The sequence below is a fragment of the Dolichospermum sp. FACHB-1091 genome, assembly GCF_014697585.1.
Classification (GTDB): Bacteria; Cyanobacteriota; Cyanobacteriia; order Cyanobacteriales; family Nostocaceae; genus Dolichospermum.
Map to the genome: position 1 here is coordinate 1 of NZ_JACJSB010000031.1, position 17,110 is coordinate 17,110.

17 protein-coding genes are annotated in these 17,110 nt (G+C 37.3%); 4 read left to right on the forward strand and 13 right to left on the reverse strand.

Annotated features, from left to right (window positions below):
• Nucleotides 1-459 precede the first annotated feature (459 nt).
• Nucleotides 460-972 carry a DUF2059 domain-containing protein gene (locus tag H6G25_RS17340; RefSeq protein WP_190393572.1) on the reverse strand — a complete coding sequence of 171 codons (513 nt, stop codon included), beginning with the start codon at nt 970-972 and terminating at the stop codon, nt 460-462.
• A 101-nt stretch (nt 973-1,073) separates the two neighbouring features.
• Nucleotides 1,074-2,534, reverse strand: a complete 1,461-nt coding sequence (locus H6G25_RS17345; RefSeq protein ID WP_190393573.1) for an aminotransferase class I/II-fold pyridoxal phosphate-dependent enzyme — start codon at nt 2,532-2,534, stop codon at nt 1,074-1,076.
• A gap of 608 nt (nt 2,535-3,142) precedes the next feature.
• Between H6G25_RS17345 and H6G25_RS17350 the strand changes: the two genes are divergently transcribed.
• Nucleotides 3,143-3,865, forward strand: coding sequence for a TerC family protein (locus H6G25_RS17350; RefSeq protein ID WP_190393574.1), 723 nt, complete (start codon nt 3,143-3,145; stop codon nt 3,863-3,865).
• A 68-nt stretch (nt 3,866-3,933) separates the two neighbouring features.
• On the opposite strand, the gene H6G25_RS17355 is transcribed toward H6G25_RS17350, so the two are convergent.
• From H6G25_RS17355 to ndk, 8 genes are all read right to left on the reverse strand, one after another.
• Nucleotides 3,934-4,596 (reverse strand): Na(+)/H(+) antiporter subunit B, encoded by a 663-nt coding sequence (locus tag H6G25_RS17355; protein ID WP_028082275.1) that lies wholly within the window; start codon nt 4,594-4,596, stop codon nt 3,934-3,936.
• 20 nt (nt 4,597-4,616) lie between these two features.
• Nucleotides 4,617-5,159: a DUF4040 domain-containing protein gene (locus tag H6G25_RS17360; RefSeq protein WP_190393575.1), complete on the reverse strand. Its 543-nt coding sequence runs from the start codon at nt 5,157-5,159 to the stop codon at nt 4,617-4,619.
• On the reverse strand, nt 5,152-5,430 hold the full coding sequence (locus H6G25_RS17365) for a monovalent cation/H(+) antiporter subunit G (RefSeq protein WP_190393576.1): 279 nt from the start codon (nt 5,428-5,430) through the stop codon (nt 5,152-5,154). The genes H6G25_RS17360 and H6G25_RS17365 overlap by 8 nt, the downstream gene beginning before the upstream one ends.
• Nucleotides 5,427-5,684, reverse strand: a complete 258-nt coding sequence (locus H6G25_RS17370) for a hypothetical protein (RefSeq protein WP_028091286.1) — start codon at nt 5,682-5,684, stop codon at nt 5,427-5,429. The genes H6G25_RS17365 and H6G25_RS17370 overlap by 4 nt, the downstream gene beginning before the upstream one ends.
• Nucleotides 5,681-6,067 carry a Na+/H+ antiporter subunit E gene (locus H6G25_RS17375; protein ID WP_190393577.1) on the reverse strand — a complete coding sequence of 129 codons (387 nt, stop codon included), beginning with the start codon at nt 6,065-6,067 and terminating at the stop codon, nt 5,681-5,683. The genes H6G25_RS17370 and H6G25_RS17375 overlap by 4 nt, the downstream gene beginning before the upstream one ends.
• The gene (locus H6G25_RS17380; RefSeq protein ID WP_190393578.1) at nt 6,064-7,497 is read right to left on the reverse strand and encodes a cation:proton antiporter; all 1,434 of its coding nucleotides are present in this window, start codon (nt 7,495-7,497) and stop codon (nt 6,064-6,066) included. The genes H6G25_RS17375 and H6G25_RS17380 overlap by 4 nt, the downstream gene beginning before the upstream one ends.
• The gene (locus tag H6G25_RS17385) at nt 7,494-7,829 is read right to left on the reverse strand and encodes a cation:proton antiporter subunit C (protein WP_028082268.1); all 336 of its coding nucleotides are present in this window, start codon (nt 7,827-7,829) and stop codon (nt 7,494-7,496) included. The genes H6G25_RS17380 and H6G25_RS17385 overlap by 4 nt, the downstream gene beginning before the upstream one ends.
• Nucleotides 7,830-8,209: 380 nt before the next feature.
• Nucleotides 8,210-8,659, reverse strand: a complete 450-nt coding sequence (gene ndk, locus H6G25_RS17390; protein WP_137908743.1) for a nucleoside-diphosphate kinase — start codon at nt 8,657-8,659, stop codon at nt 8,210-8,212.
• 329 nt (nt 8,660-8,988) lie between these two features.
• Here ndk and speA point away from each other — a divergent pair, with 329 nt between their 5' ends.
• The gene (gene speA / locus H6G25_RS17395) at nt 8,989-11,004 is read left to right on the forward strand and encodes a biosynthetic arginine decarboxylase (RefSeq protein ID WP_190393579.1); all 2,016 of its coding nucleotides are present in this window, start codon (nt 8,989-8,991) and stop codon (nt 11,002-11,004) included.
• A gap of 143 nt (nt 11,005-11,147) precedes the next feature.
• Here speA and H6G25_RS17400 read toward each other — a convergent pair whose 3' ends face one another.
• From H6G25_RS17400 to H6G25_RS17410, 3 genes are all read right to left on the reverse strand, one after another.
• The gene (locus H6G25_RS17400) at nt 11,148-12,317 is read right to left on the reverse strand and encodes an NDP-sugar synthase (protein WP_190393580.1); all 1,170 of its coding nucleotides are present in this window, start codon (nt 12,315-12,317) and stop codon (nt 11,148-11,150) included.
• An 80-nt stretch (nt 12,318-12,397) separates the two neighbouring features.
• Nucleotides 12,398-13,186: a ScpA family protein gene (locus H6G25_RS17405; RefSeq protein ID WP_190393581.1), complete on the reverse strand. Its 789-nt coding sequence runs from the start codon at nt 13,184-13,186 to the stop codon at nt 12,398-12,400.
• 258 nt (nt 13,187-13,444) lie between these two features.
• A complete protein-coding gene (locus H6G25_RS17410) occupies nt 13,445-14,539 on the reverse strand; it encodes an AI-2E family transporter (RefSeq protein ID WP_190393582.1) in 1,095 nt (364 codons plus the stop codon).
• A 156-nt stretch (nt 14,540-14,695) separates the two neighbouring features.
• Between H6G25_RS17410 and pdxH the strand changes: the two genes are divergently transcribed.
• Together pdxH and H6G25_RS17420 are read left to right on the forward strand one after the other, a co-directional pair.
• Nucleotides 14,696-15,340: a pyridoxamine 5'-phosphate oxidase gene (gene pdxH, locus H6G25_RS17415; protein WP_190393607.1), complete on the forward strand. Its 645-nt coding sequence runs from the start codon at nt 14,696-14,698 to the stop codon at nt 15,338-15,340.
• A 394-nt stretch (nt 15,341-15,734) separates the two neighbouring features.
• On the forward strand, nt 15,735-16,796 hold the full coding sequence (locus H6G25_RS17420) for a glycosyltransferase family 4 protein (protein WP_190393583.1): 1,062 nt from the start codon (nt 15,735-15,737) through the stop codon (nt 16,794-16,796).
• Nucleotides 16,797-17,110 lie beyond the last annotated feature (314 nt).

Below are 17,110 nucleotides of genomic sequence, written 5' to 3' on the forward strand. Positions count from 1 at the left end.
AATTAATTTATCGCGTTTGGCTAAAGCGTGAAAGTCTACCGAGGGATAACTGCTCCCATGCTCCCGTTGAAGTAGAAAGTAAAGTCTAGTTTTGTCTAGGTTTTATATAGCAGCTAAGGAAAATCGGCGTTGCTGATTTGAAGTATGAAAATGATTTTTGATGATTTCAAAACCCTTGTAGAGACGTGACCTGGGTAGGGATTCTCGGCTCTACACCTAAATTCATACCTGGTTTCAGCAAGGCCGGAAAATCTAACTAATGGTTATGAAATTGAGGAATAAATACCCGCAAATATAGCATAAATATAGGAATAATATTTGATTTATGAAAAGATACGGTTGGTGCGTCAGATATTACAAATCTGTTTATTGATAGAATTTATGCAGTAGTAAAGCACCCTACAATACCTAATTTTTTTCAAAAATCAAATACGAGTTCTATATAAAGATCAGGTGTCATTAACGTGGGGTGACATATCCTTCTGATTTCAATCCTTCTAATTTCAATTTTTCTAATGCTCTCTGCATGGCTCGTATCCCATGTTTTCGGCCAATTTCTTCTGCTTCATTAGAAATTTGAGGACTGACAGTTAAATAATACTTTCCCAGAGGTGTTTCGTAAAATGCAATAATTCCTTTTATTTCTTCATTGGTAAAATATTTGCTATAAAGAGGAATTAATTCATCTACTATTTCCTCTAGTTTTAATTCAGCCAAAAAAGCATCTAAAAATTTTGCAGGTATTTGAGGATATTTAGCTTTGAAGCTATCTCTTAATTTGATGGTTTCTAACCTTGCTATGTTTTTAAAACCAGTTATATCTAACAATTTCTTGATATTACTGATTTTTTCTTGATCTTCAATTTTGTTAGTTGGTAAAGTTGGCAGAACTCGAACTTGAGCAAAAACTGGGATATTGACGGTAGAGAGAAAGGACAGTGAAACCGCGAAAATAAAAGTTTTTATTTGCATTGTTTTAAAAGCCAATTCTGTATTACAGCGGTTGTTGGTTGAGTAAAGTATAATATCCCCGTAACAAAGCAGGGGTTATGATCTAGAAACACTATCTTATATTATTTCACAACTTTTAGAGTTTGTAAAGTTTCATCGGCACAACCACTAATAAAACCACCCATATTTTGAATTTCTTGCAAATATTCTAAAGCTGATTTTGTAATTATTTCCCCTGGCATTAATACAGGAATTCCTGGAGGATAAGGACAAATAATTTCTGCACAAATTCTATCTTGGGTTTCCTCTATAGGTAATACCTCGCTACTAGCAAAAAAGGCCTCACGGGGAGAAATGGACATATCATAACCCATTGTAGCATCGTTTCTATTCTTACACGGTTGACACTCAGATGTCAAGGGGGTGACATGGGTAAGATTATTTAATCCCTGAATTAGGTTTTGAATATCTGCTTTTGTGTTTCCTAAGCTAATAATAAATGTGAGATTTTGCCAAGATGAAAATTCTGGAGTGACATGAAATTTTTTATCTAAAATTTCTTCAGCCGCAAAGCCTGTAAATCCTATTTCACTAACATTTACAGTTAATCTAGTTTGATCTAAATCTAGAAATCCTGGTGATTTTTTGCTATTAATTAAAGGAGTAGATAAACCAGGAATTTGATTAATTTTAATTATTGCTTCTTGCGCTAATTCCCAAGTTTGAGACATCAATTTTTTTCCATGTATTGCCATTTGATGACGTGCAGCATCTAAAGAAGCTAAAAGTATAAAACTAGGGCTGGTAGATTGAACTAATTGTAAGGCCTTATTAATTCTATCAATATCAATTCTATTTCCTTGAATATGTAACATTGATGCTTGTGTCATTGCCCCTAATGTTTTATGAATTGATTGTATAGTTAAATCTGCACCTGCGGTTAAAGCTGAGGTGGGTAATTGTGGGTGAAAATGAAAATGTGCGCCATGGGCTTCGTCTACAATTAAGGGAATATTATATTGATTAGTTAGGTGTGAAATTGCCTTTATATCTCCACAAACACCATTATAAGTTGGATAAACTATCAATACGGCTTTTGTGTCTGGATGTTTGATTAATGCTGCTTTTACTAATTCGGGTGTTATACTATATGTGATATCTAAATATTCATCATATTCAGGATTTATAAAAATAGGAATCGCACCAGAAAGAATTAATCCAGAAATAACTGAAGAATGAACATTGCGCGGGAGAATTATTTTTTCTCCCATTCTACAGGTAGCAAGAATTGCAGCTGCAATTCCGCAGGTAGAACCATTAACTAAAAACCATGTTTTCTCAGCCCCAAAAGCCTCCGCTGCTAATTCTTGTGCTGCTAAAATTACGCTTTGGGGTGTAAATAAATTATCTAATTCTGCCAATTCCGTTAAGTCAGCACGAAAGACATCTTTACCTAATAAATCGCTGAAAATTGGGGAAATACCCTGGCCGCGTTTATGCCCTGGGGTGTAAAATGGCGCATGAGAACGGGTTGTACAGGCTTTTAAGGCCTCTATGAGCGGGGTTTGGTTTTGATTCAGCATATTTTCAATGTCCCCTAGCGTCTTTTAAGCAAGGGATAAAAACTCTCTCAGCAATACTAACTATTTTCTCGGCTCTGACATTCTGATATATAATGAACATATTGCGTAAACAACACAATACCTTGTCCATTTTTGTAGGTCGGGTTAAGCGACAGCGCAACCCGACGCTCATGTTGGGTTTCTTACCTCAACCCAACCTACAAATCTAACATTCTGATATATAATGAACATATTGCGTAAACAACACAATACCTTGTCCATTTTTTGTAGGTCGGGTTAAGCGACAGCGCAACCCGACGCTCATGTTGGGTTTCTTACCTCAACCCAACCTACAAATCTAACATTCTGATATATAATAAACATATTGCGTAAACAACACAATACCTTGTCCATTTTTTGTAGGTCGGGTTAAGCGACAGCGCAACCCGACGCTCATGTTGGGTTATAGCTTCGCCACACTTCGTGAACGTACCTCAACCCAACCTACAAATATAACATTCTGATATATAATAAACATATTGCGTAACAAGGAGGTAATTTAGAGTGTCAATGTGCGTTCTACAGTAAAAATCTCCTATTAATTTTTAATTATCCCCCTCTTGTGAAAAATGTTAGACAAAATATTTAATGACCTAAACTTTCACTTCAGCGTTGAAGCGTCCATTGTTCTCTTGATATTAGTATTTCTAGAAGCGGTACTATCCGCTGATAATGCGATCGCCCTCGCTGCGATCGCCCAAGGACTAGAAGACAAAAAACGAGAAGATCAAGCCCTCAACATTGGCTTAGTATTCGCTTATATTTTAAGAATTACCCTGCTGTTAACAGCGACTTGGGTACAAAAATTTTGGCAATTTGAACTTTTGGGCGCTGGTTATCTCTTATGGTTAGTATTTCAACACTTTAGTTCTCAGGAAGACGAGTCCAATCATCATCACGGTCCACGGTTTAACTCCCTGTGGCAAGCTATACCCGTAATTGCCTTGACAGATTTAGCTTTTTCCTTGGATAGTGTCACAACCGCGATCGCAGTTTCCCAAGAAACATGGTTAGTAATCACCGGTACAACCATTGGTATTTTCACCCTCAGATTCATGGCTGGATTATTTATCCGCTGGTTAGATGAATATGAAAATTTAGAAGACGCGGGTTATATTACTGTCGCATTTGTGGGTTTACGGTTGCTGTTAAAAGTCATCAATGATGATTTAGTGCCACCACAATGGCTGGTAGTAACTGTTATTGGTGTGATTTTAGCTTGGGGATTTTCTAAGCGTACCGTTGTTGAATTAGTCCCAGAAGAAAGGGAAAAAACTGAAGTCTCAAAGTGAGGAGGACGGGAACTAGGTAACAGGTAAGAGTTTTATTACCAATTACCTTTCCTGAACCTTTCCTCAATTCATAACAAACCGCGATAACGAATAAAAATCAAAACCACAGCCCAAGAACCTAATGCTACCTTAACAGCAACTAGGATGTTTAATATCGGTAAAATTCCACCACTAAATAAGGCCCCTAACTCACCGTGGGGTAATTCTAGCCCCGATAAAGTTATCACTGCTAAAACAATGAAAACCAATACCGAAACCTTTTCCCAAGTAGCAGCGTGCCAACGGTGATAAATATCCTGCATCCACTGATATGATGAAGTAATTGCTATAAGTCCAATTGCTGTACCACCAGCCACACCAGCCGCAAAACCACCCCCAGGACTCAAATGTCCCCTAATTGCTAATTCAATACCCACTAACGCCGCAATTGTCGCCCCTAGACGAGCTAATATTATTGATGGTTGATCTTTGAATTGATAAATACTGCAAGATGGTTTGTCATTAGCTAGTAAAAAATTAGCTCCGAGAATGGCGATAGTAAAAACAATTACTTCAAAGATTGTATCATATAACCGATTTCTGAAAATAATCCCGGATACCGCATTGGGAACACCACTTTCTTTAACTACTGTTTCCACAATGGAAATATCTGATAAATTCGGTTCATAATTAGGCATGATCAGCATTTTCACAAATAAAGCTATTCCCGCTAAAATGTAGACTAATTTCATAGATGCTGCTCCCCTAAATGTCAAACATGGAAATATTTTAAAATTGTTTTTGGTGATGAAAGTTCACTTTCTATAATGTTATAGATACGTTGCACTCGAATTGCAGTTTGGTAGGTTTCTTCTCCTGGATTACTTTCTTCCAAACGCACACAAGTAGCATGAATTTCCTTTTCTATTAATGCCTGTTGTAAACTTTGGTTATTGCTATAGGGAACAATTTCTAACCGTAAGTAATGTTTGTTAAAAATCTGGCGAAATTCGTTGATAAGTTGTTGCAAAGTGCTATCCTGATTTTTTTCTATTGACTGATTTTCAATGACACCAAGACGCAAAACTAAAGATGAACGGACTGCAATTGCATAGAGAGTAATTGATAGCATTGTTCCCATTAATGCTTCTGTTAAAGCCACATCTGCTGCCCCTAAAACTGCATCTACCATTGCGGCTATGGCACCAAGTACCCCACGAATCACTAAAGCATGATAGGGGTTAGTTTGGGTTACTAACAGCCCCGCAGTCAAGGGTAATAAAGCAATGATTAAATAGAGATAAGTATCATTCATTTTTTGCCTCTTGTGTTGAACAATATGCTAATACATAACCCAGCATAGTATTCCAAATTGCTAAGGAAATAATGCCCAGAATAAGTAATGGCCATTCACTGGGTATTTTCAGTAATAGTCCGACAATAATCATCATTGAACCTAAAGTATCAGCAACAGAAAGTCCATGTAATTTGAATAAGACTGATCTGTTGCTAACTAAATGAAAAGTTCCCCAAAACCAAAAAACTATGCCTATACCTATACAGCTATAACTCAGAAAGTTGATCATACTTCACCCAATCTTCTCAGGATATGTGCTAATAACATTAATCCGGCATTTCCTACACTCAGAATAATCGCTGCAACTACACCAATCATCCAATCATCTCGCAAAACGGAAATTACGAGAATCATGATTGCTACTTTACTGGAAATGCTGCCAAAAGCTAACATTTTCTGCCATGTATCATCACTTTTCCAAGCTTCATAGATGGGAATAAGTAAAGCCAAAATCATTGCTATTAAGACTATTTCTAAGTTCATGCTTGTTTTTTCCTAGGTTTAATATAGTGAACTTCATACCATCCTTCTTCGTGGTATTTCAAAACTATGGTTTTAGGGGTAAAGGTAATCAGAAATATATCAATAAAAACCAATAATGGTGATCTGTTGAGTTTGACTTTCTCCATGATAATTTCTTCTTGTTTATGGGGACGGAGGATAATTTCAAATGCCTCCATAAAAGCTACCGGAATGGCAACAAAGATTTTAACTATCACCTTTAACCAAGCTTTTAATTTTTCTGGTGACGATTTACCACGTGGTAAAACTAAGGCAATAATTACACCAATGATAATATTTGTTAAACTCACGTTAGCAGTGAGTAAAAACCAAATTGATAATCTTAATATGAGATGTCCAATCATGGTAAAGCCATCCAAAATAGCAAAATTAAAGTTAGACTCATGACACCAACCAAATGCTCAAATTCTTCAAATACACGAGGTAAAGATATTGATAACTTTTTGAAAATAAGATGATAGGCTAACCAGCCTACAACAATGGTTATAAGTGCTTTTGTAATATCAGCAGTATTATAAGCTTGAGGATAGACAATATTAGCAACAATTAAACCAGTGATCAAAAATATTATTGATATCCAAAAACCTGGTTTTATTTTCTGTTCTCCTTCTCGACTGTGGGGTAAAAAAATAAATTTAGCAAAGGATATTGCTGTACCAAGTGCGGCAATATTCATAATTATAAATTGCCAAGATGCTAAATTTTTCATGCTTAAACTCTTAGCAGCAAAACCTGATAATAAAGGAAAACCAGAAATTGATAAACTAGCGATAACTAAGGCTATCCAAATTGTTGTATGAATGGGTTTATATTGCAATTCTTTAAAATTGCGACTGGGTAAAGAACCCGCAATCAAAAATAAAGATGATTTGACTAATCCATGGGTGAGGGCATAAAATCCACCTACAGCCGGTGCAGCGAGAATCCAGCCTAACTGAGAAATAGTGCTAAATGCTAACAGGCGCTTGGTATCTTTTTCCAAAACAGTATAGTATACACCCATTAAAGCTGTTCCCACCCCAAAAATTCTGACTATGATATCAATTTCTTCGGAAACGAATGCAGTACGTAATAAAGGTAAAACACTGGCTTTAACGACAATTCCCGACATCAATGCAGAAACTGGTGTTTCTGATTCAGAATGAGTTAAAGGTAGCCATAAACCGGATACAAAAATCCCCGCTTTGATTAATAATCCCAGAAAAATTAATGCTAGTGCTTCCGGTGGTGATCCCTTTAAACCTGTAAAACTAAAGGAATGATGTGTCTGATAAACCAGCACCGCACCAACCAGATAAAACAACATGGAAGTATTACTTACAAACAGATACCGTAAACCTACCCAAATTGAGCGATCGCTACGAGGATAAGCAATCAATAAAAAGGCCGCAATACCACTTACCTCTAAAGCCACATATAAACTAATGAAATCTGCACAGACAAAGGCAGCATTGAGGCTACCATGGACAATAATCATCTGAGCATAGAAAAAAGCCGTTTTATCACTGCGCCAGCAGTAAAGAGCAACAGCAGCCGTGACTATAGCATTTGTGATGATAAAGTAAGCGCTTAACTCGTCTGCTTCTAATTTAATACCGAAACTATCTAGTAAATTCAGTGTCACAGGTGATGGATTGAGAAATAACTGCAACCCATAAGCAGCAGAAGCAATAGTTCCCCACAGAGTTAAATGTCGGTTGAGTTTGGGAACGATAAAAATGATGAATCCTAGGAAAAATGGGGTAGCAATCCAAGTCAATGTAATAGTATTCATGGTGTATTATTTTTCTCAATCTCATGGGTTTCTAAGGTGGGATTATCCTGTGCTAATTTCATCACACCAACCAGCATCAAAGCCTGAATAGAAAAACCAATAACTATCGCTGTTAATATCACTGCTTGGGGAACAGGATCGGCATAATTAATGTTTTTTACACTAGAAATAATGGGGGTAAATAGGCCTTCTCGTGATGCAATTAGTACATAAAAGGCGATCACACCTGTACTCATCACATCCATGGAGACAATTTTCATCACCAGGTTTTTTTTGAGGATAATCCCGAAAAAACCGCACAATATTGTTATTAGTACACAGGCTTCTAACACAGTAATTAACTATTTAACTTTATGATCAAGTGATAATTTAATATAAGCACAGATTTTTGGTACTAACTTAATATCAAGTGCTAAAATATTTTGATGATTATTATAATCATATCTAATGATTTAGTATTAACGGTATTAACAAACTTATCTATCACATCTTGGCTGGCAATCTTTTTTTCCTACTCTCCAACAGGATGTTTTCAAAATCTCTGATGGTGTATTAATGGTGTATTAAATGTTTTATATTCATTTCAGGTAACAGGTGACAGGTAACAGCTAAGAGTTTTACCACTCATTACCCATTACCCATTACCTATTACCCATTACCTATTACCTATTACCTATTACCCATTACCCATTACCCATTACCTATTACCTAATTACTCATTTAACCACGGTTTTGAATGAGGTTGCCAAGCAACTAATTCTTCATCCTTAAACCATAAAGCGATTTCTGTTTGGGCTGTTTCTTGAGCATCAGAACCGTGAATCAGGTTACGACCTACATTAACGCCAAAATCGCCACGAATTGTACCTGGTTCTGCGTTTAAGGGATTGGTTGCACCAATAATCTTTCTTGCTGCTGCAACAACGCCCTCACCTTCCCAAACCATTGCTACAACTGGACTAGAAATGATAAATTCCACTAACCCAGGAAAAAAAGGTCTTTCACGGTGAACAGCGTAGTGTTGTTCCGCTAATTCTCTACTGACTTTCATAAACTTCAACCCAACTAAAGTAAAGCCTTTAGTTTCAAAACGGCGGATAATTTCACCCACCAAACCACGCTGTACACCGTCCGGCTTAATTGCTAAAAATGTGCGTTCCAAGTCTGTCTCCAAAAACATAATCAAATTTTGATGGGTTAATTGTCAGTTGTATTGAGGTCTTTTGTCTAGTAGTCTGAGCAATTTTCCCTGATCATGGTGGATAACCGGATTGAATTACCATTTTTTTCCTGATTACATATAGCAACAGGTAATTAACCGCAGATAAACGCAGATAAACGCAGATTTTTGTAACTAACCATTCTCAGCACAAGGGAGTATTGGGTGATTATCCTAATTCTTAATCAGAAATTATTTCTAGTCTTATATCCTTTACCAGACTATTTTGTTAAATTGTTAATTCGTGGGCAACACACAGAGGTCAGGAAGAAATGGGTGTCGAGTCAACTGCTGATGAGATTGTAAAAATGCCGCCTAATGGGCATAAAGCTGAATTGAAAAGCCAAAGAGAGAAGAAACTGTTAGTACCTACTAGCATAAGCACGGGAAATTTATCTATTCCCTGGAAAATTGAGAATAGTGAAGACCTTTATCGGATTGAAGGTTGGGGTCGGCCTTATTTCTCGATTAATGCTGCTGGTCATGTGACTGTTTCTCCCAAAGGTGAACGTGGTGGGTCTTTGGACTTGTTTGAGTTGGTCAATGCTCTACAACAGCGTAATTTAGGTCTTCCTATGTTAATCCGCTTTTCCGATATTTTGGAAGACCGGATTGAGCGCTTAAATGCTTGTTTTGCTAAGGCGATCGCCCGCTATAATTACCCTGGTGTCTATCGTGGGGTTTTTCCTGTTAAGTGCAATCAACAACGTCACCTAGTTGAAGATTTAGTTCGTTTTGGTAAACCCCATCAATTTGGTTTGGAAGCAGGTTCTAAGCCAGAATTAATGATCGCTTTGGCTTTATTGGATACCCCTGGAGCATTGTTAATTTGCAATGGCTACAAGGACCAGGAATACATCGAAACCGCTATGTTAGCCCAAAGACTAGGACAAACACCAATTATCGTCCTAGAGCAAATTGAAGAGGTGGATTTAGCCATTGCTGCTAGTCGTCAATTAGGAATTAAGCCCATTTTGGGAGTTAGAGCAAAATTAAGCACCCAAGGTATGGGTCGCTGGGGAACTTCTACAGGCGATCGCGCTAAATTTGGTTTAACAATTCCCGAAATTATGGAAGCTGTGGAAAAATTAGGTGCAGCTGACTTACTCGGTTCTCTACAACTGTTACATTTTCACATCGGTTCGCAAATCTCCGCTATCAATGTCATTAAGGATGCCATTCAAGAAGCTAGTCGTATTTACGTAGAATTGGCGATGCTAGGGGCAGATATGAAATATTTAGATGTTGGTGGTGGTTTGGGTGTAGATTATGACGGCTCGCAAACGAATTTCTACACCTCAAAAAACTACAATATGCAAAACTATGCTAACGACATTGTAGCCGAGTTAAAAGATACCTGTGATGAACGACAAATTACCGTACCTACTCTTGTGAGTGAAAGTGGTCGGGCGATTTCTTCTCACCAATCAGTGTTAATTTTTGACGTTCTTAGTACCAGTGATGTTCCCCTTAATCCCCCTGATCCTCCCCAAGACGGAGAATCTCCAATTATTAAATACCTGTGGGAAACTTACCAATCCATCAATAAAGAAAATTACCAAGAATTTTATCACGACGCTGCTCAATTCAAAGAAGAAGCTATCAGTCGCTTTAATTTAGGAATTTTGCGCTTGAATGAACGCGCTAAGGCCGAACGTCTTTACTGGGCTTGTTGTCAAAAAGTTTTAACTATCATCCGTCAGGAAGAATACGTACCTGATGAATTGGAAGACCTAGAAAAAATCATGGCTTCCATTTACTATATCAATCTGTCTGTGTTTCAATCAGCACCAGATTGTTGGGCTATAGATCAACTATTTCCCATTATGCCCATACATCGTCTGGATGAAGAACCAACCCGCAGAGGCATTTTAGCAGACCTCACCTGTGATAGTGATGGGAAAATAGACCGCTTTATAGATTTGCGAGATGTGAAATCAGTGTTAGAATTACACAAATTTCATCCAGGAAAACCCTATTATTTGGGAATGTTCCTGAATGGAGCATACCAGGAAATTATGGGGAATTTACATAATCTCTTTGGTGACACTAACGCCGTTCATATCAATTTAACTCCCAAGGGCTACCAAATTGAACACGTTGTTAAAGGTGATACCATGAGTGAAGTCGTTAGTTACGTTCAATATGATGCTGAAGACATGGTAGAAAATATTCGCCAGCGTTGTGAGCGGGCTTTAGAAGAACAGCACATCACCTTAGCGGAATCCCAGCGACTTCTACAAACTTACGAGCAAAGTTTACAACGGTATACTTACTTGAATAGTTAATAATCATTAGTCAGGGATCAGTTGTCAGTAGTCATTAGTTAGTAGTCAGTGGTCATTAGTTAGTAGTAAATTACAGCGGACAACGAACAATTGACAACGAATAACTAACAACTAACAACTGACAATTGACAACTGACAACTAACTAAATTGAACTTGTTCCCAATAATTCAGCAATGGCTTTATGTTCTAAAGGGGTTGCTAAAGGGCGAGTTTGACGCGCATCTGTAATCAGCCAATCTAAAGCCGCAGCTTGGACATCAATGGATGCTCCCGTTTTGTCTACACAGTAACGCCCAAACACCAGTTTATCAACTAGGCGGACTCCGGGAGCTAAACGGGACCATTCAAAAATCACGCTGTTATCTACAGTAGCCCCACTACAAATCCAGCAATTTGGACCAATCATAGCAGGTCCGATAATTTTTGCTCCATCTTCAATTTTGGTCATTCCACCAATATAAACAGGTCCGGTAATATCAACTTTATCCCAATTTACAGATACATTTAACCCAGTAAAAATACCAGGAGCGACTTTATGTCCGGGGATTTGTACATTTTTGATTTCCCCTGATAAAACACCCCGAATTGCTCGCCAATAATCTGGAACTTTACCAATATCTACCCATTCAAAATCCATGGGAATAGCGTAAAAAGGGGCATTATCGGCCACAAGTTGGGGAAATAATTGGCCACCAATGTCATATTCTACTCCAGAGGGTATATACTTAAATACTTCTGGCTCGAAAATATAAATACCTGTATTGATATTAGTGCTAAGGGCTTCTTCTATTGGGGGTTTTTCTTGGAAGGCTTGAATCCGATTATCGTCGTCAGTAACCACTACACCGTAACTAGAAACTTCTTCCTTGGGAACTGATTTAGTGATAATAGTAGCGATCGCACCTTTGGATTTATGCCATTTTACCGCCGCAGTTAAGTCTAAATCAATTAAAGCATCACCACACAATACTACAAAGGTATCATCAAAAAACGGTGAGAAGTCTTGAATCCGCCGCATACCTCCAGCCGAACCAATGGCTTCCCCCACGAGTTTACCGTCATCATCAATTTTACCTTCAAAAGAATAGGCAATCTGCACTCCAAACCGCTGACCATCACGGAAATAACTTTCTATTTCCTCCGCTAAATGGCTGACATTGACCATAATTTGATCAAATCCGTGTTGGCGCAATAATTCCAGTAAAAATTCCATGACTGGCTTTTGCAGTATAGGAATCATGGGCTTGGGAATTGTATAAGTAATGGGACGGATACGAGTACCTTTTCCTGCTGCAAGAATCATTGCTTTCATAAAATCTTATTCCTTAGTAATTGGTCAGTTGTCAGTTGTGATTAGGAGATAGAAATTTATTCTCCCCCTGCTACTTGCCTTTAAGTAGGTAAACGAACTAAAATTTCCTGGTAAAATTCTTTTTGGAATAACTCCACCTTAGATTGAGCCGAGAGCAGTAGTAATGCCCAAAAAACGCTAATCACGCTATCGTTTTCTGATTCACGATAGTGGCCATTTTTTTCTGGTTGCTTTGTCTGTATCCATAAATCTATCAGTTCTTCTAGATTCCAACATTGTTCCTCCAAATTTCGCTCTTTAGCAGCACTATGTAACACCTGTTCTAGTTCTAACGCGACTTCCGTTAAATTTTCTTGGTGGGCTAACTCTAGGGCTTCCCCCATGGTTTGCACCCTAGACTGGCGCTTAGTTCGCTGAGGTTTATCAGACTTTTCTACCAGTTTTAACTGGCTGGCCATGATTTGCAACTGGTCTATTAACTCTTGCAATGTCACTCGACGTTTCCGAGGTGGCATAGCTGCTGGACGACGACGCAGGTGTTGTTCTAATTGTAAGGGACGGGCTGGAGATAACAATCCATCTTCAATTTCTAGTATTGTATCATCTATAACTTCTTCTGAAGTATTATATACCGTTGACAATTGCATTAATGTATTTGCCTTAAATAATACAAGCTTTGATGCTGATAAAAAAGCTTGTCCAGATTGAGATAAATCACTTTCATAGCCTCTGGTAGTTGCTTCTGGGGACATTAGTTTCAAGTAATGATCAATCACCTCAATAACTCGCACGTCCCAAGGATCAATTTCCCCTTTTTCGGCCTGGGAAATCAGATGTGTAATTGTTTCTAATAATTCAACTGCATCCATCAATTCAAAATTTAATATACCAGAAATCAGAGGTCACGCAATTTTAGATTTTAGATTTTAGATTTTAGATTTATTCCAAGTAGCTTATTTCTGAATCCAGTAAGTATAAATATAGCTACACTACCTAGTTTATCAGACCTTTTTAAATATTGGTTTAAATCTTGGTTTAAGATTAGATATTGAATATTCAAGCCGAAATTTAACATCTAAAATCTAAAATTTGCTCAAGAATAATAGTTACACTGACTAATGACTAATTTATTCATCTTCCCGAAATTCTGAGCCGTAATTAGCCCGAAAATTTGCCACAAAATCACTATGCTGACTGTTTTTGATCACATCAAAAGTACCTTTGATAGTTCCAGCAATTGGTACAGCCACCAGTGTTCCCAGTAAACCCGCAATTTCAAATCCCATTAAAATGGCGATAAAAATCCACAGGGGGTTGAGTCCGATAAAATTACCCATTAGTTTGGGAGCTAATAGATTATCCTTAATTTGTTGCATGATAACTGCCATTGTAGCGACTGGAAATGCTAACCACCAATTTTGAATTAATACTAACATTGTGACTAAACCAATGCCCAAGGTCGCGCCAACAACGGGAATAAGTCCAGAAATACCGATAATAATAGCAAATAACAGGGCAAATGGTACTCTCAAAAATAAGAAAATCGGCGTGAGGGCTATGATCATAAATAGTCCTAGTAATAATTGACTCAGAAAAAAGTTCTGGAAATTTAATTGTAATGACTTGCTAAAGGGGATACCAATATTTGATGGCAGCAGATTGATTAGTCCAGTCCAGACGCGATCGCCATATATTAACATATAAAAGGCGAGAACTATGACTAATATAACATTGAGTATTCCCGATAATAGCGTTCCCGCAAATCCTACAGCCCCTGAAGCTATTTGCTGAACTAAGTTTTGTATATTAGCATTGATTTGATTTGTCACCAATTTTAAATCTATAGATAATCGCCTTTGCTTCGCTAACATTTCTAAATTATCGAAATTGGCTTGACTAGTCGCTAACCAATCTGGTATTTTATTTAAAAGTTGAATGGTTTGATCAATCAACATTGGTATAAGAGTAACGCAGGAAACAATAAATATAGTTAAGGTAAGTATTAAAACAATAATTACTGCTTGAGTGCGTTTAATTCTAATATTTTCAAATAACTTGACTGGATAATTCAGTAAAAAAGCCAGAATGGCAGAAATACTCAGGATAGTCAGGGGATTTTGAAAAAAATGAAATAATACAGACATCAACCAGATATTGAGAGCAATAATCGGTCCACTGAGTCCATAAATTAACAAAGTTTGCAGAGGGGCAAAACGGCGCATCTGATTTAATGTATAAATAGGGGGCTTCAGGGGCTTGCAGGGCAGGGTGGCGTAATTCCTATTCCCTATTGTCCAAAAAACGTACTAATTTTGATCATAGAATGTTTTCCCCAATACTAATATACGCTGAATCTAAATCGTGAGAAAATAAAAATGATAGATAAAAGCATTGCCGATCTTCGTAAAGACTACACCCTAAAAGATTTAAATGAAAAAGAAATTGATCCAAATCCATTTATACAATTTAAAATCTGGTTTAACCAGTCCGTAGCGGCCCAACTACCTGAACCTAATGCTATGACTTTGGCTACCTGTACACCTGATGGTAAGCCTTCGGCAAGAATGGTACTACTCAAGGATATTGACGAACGAGGTTTTGTATTATTCACTAATTACAAGAGTCAAAAAGGACAAGAAATATCAGTAAATCCACAGGCAGCTTTGGTTTTTTGGTGGGCTGAACTAGAACGTCAAGTCAGAATTGTGGGGACTGTCGAGAAAATTTCCTCAGCACAGTCTGATAGCTATTTTGAAGTGCGTCCACCCTTCAGTCGTTTGGGTGCTTGGGCTTCTAATCAAAGTCAAGTTATTGCCAATAGAGATGTATTAGAAGCACAATTAATAGAATTTCAGCGTCAATATGAAAATCAAGAAGTACCTCGACCTCCTCATTGGGGGGGGTTTCGAGTTATTCCCCAGGAAATTGAGTTTTGGCAAGGAAGATCCAGCCGCTTACATGATCGGTTGCGATATACTCTCGTAGATAATGGAAATTGGAAAATCGAGCGGTTATCACCTTAATTTTAGATTCCCGACTTCTCCAAGCAGTCGGGAATCTTTTTATGCAACTTCATAATGCCAGCCATCAAAGATGATTTAATATTCCTATAGAAAGATACTGATCAAAGCAAAAAACGATGATTATTAATTAATGATTCCTAAGAAGTTCCCTGGTCAAATTATGTTAGATATTTGTTTCTTAAAGTACAGACAAAATAAAATGTTATTAAGTATTATAAACAGAACTTACCAAAGGTACTGAAATTTATAAATATAGTAGTTATCAGGGTAATTAAAACAGCGGAAGATTCTTAAATACTGATCACAGAAAGGTTTTAAAAGTTTACTTCTGACTGCTATATTATTTGCGTTTTTTGTGAAATTTCAATAGTTTTTAATACAAGCTCTTCAGGTTATGCGAATTATACATATATTGAATCATATCCAAGAAATCGGTAATGGTATCGTGAATGTAGCTGTGGATCTAGCTTGTTTACAATCCCAAGCTGGTGATGATGTAGTGGTAATTTCAGCGGGGGGAGAATACGAAAAATTATTAAATAAATTTGGGGTTAAACACTATACAATAAACCAAAGTCGCCAGCCAATAAATATGATCAAAGCGGCGGTAGGTTATCGGAAAATTGTGGGAGAATTTCAGCCAAATATAGTTCATGCTCACATGATGACAGGCGTGGTTTTAGCAAGTACATTGAGGTGGGGAAATAGATATACTTTAGTGGCTACTGTCCATAATGAATTTCAGCGTAGTAGTGTATTAATGGGTTTAGCTGACAGAGTAATTGCTGTTAGTAAAGCCGTTAAAAATTCAATGGTACAACGGGGAATTTCTGAAGATAAATTACGGGTAATTTGTAATGGAACTTTGGGTAGTCCTCGGACTAGGAAAATATCAGATTATCAACCTTTAAGTTTACACCGTCCCGCCATTGTTACTGTAGCAGGAATGTACAAACGGAAGGGAATTGCTGAGTTAATTGCGGCTTTTGAGGAAGTTACTCAAAATTTTCCCAAAGTCAATTTATATCTAGTAGGAAATGGACCAGATAAACAAATATTTGAAGCTCAAGCTCAAGCAACGAACGTTAGTGATCAAATTCATTTTGTTGGATTTTGTCCCGAACCACAACGTTATTTACTAGCCAGTGATATTTTTGTCTTAGCCTCCCACCGTGATCCTTGTCCCTTGGTGCTTTCAGAAGCGAGGGAAGCTGGGTTAGCTATTGTGGCTACTGAGGTAGACGGGATTCCAGAGGCGTTAGATAATGGGAAAGCAGGAATGTTAGTTCCGACTCAGAATAGCCATAAATTGGCTGAAGCATTAATAAAACTATTGAGTAATACAGATACCCTTCAAGAATGGAAAAATCGGACGCAAGAAAACTTAGAATGGTTAAATGTTGCCCGTGTACATCAAGAAACATTAGCTGTGTATCATGAAAAACTTGAAATTTGAAGCCTCTGAACCTCTACCTATAAAGGACATAGAATATCAAACTAAACAGAAAGACAAATCATCGAAAACTTGTATTATTCAACAAAGTTGGTTACAATCAACCCAGCTATGATAAAAAGTGGTGGTTTACTGTATTCCCCATTGAGTTTATACCACAAAAATCAGAGAGTGAAAAAATAATTGATCTTGACCCAGGAGTACGTTCTTTTTTGACAGGATTTGATGGAGAAAAATTTATCTAGTTAGGTGCAAACGATATTACTAAAATATAATGTTTAATTTATTTTGCATGACTACTTATAAGCATAGGGCGA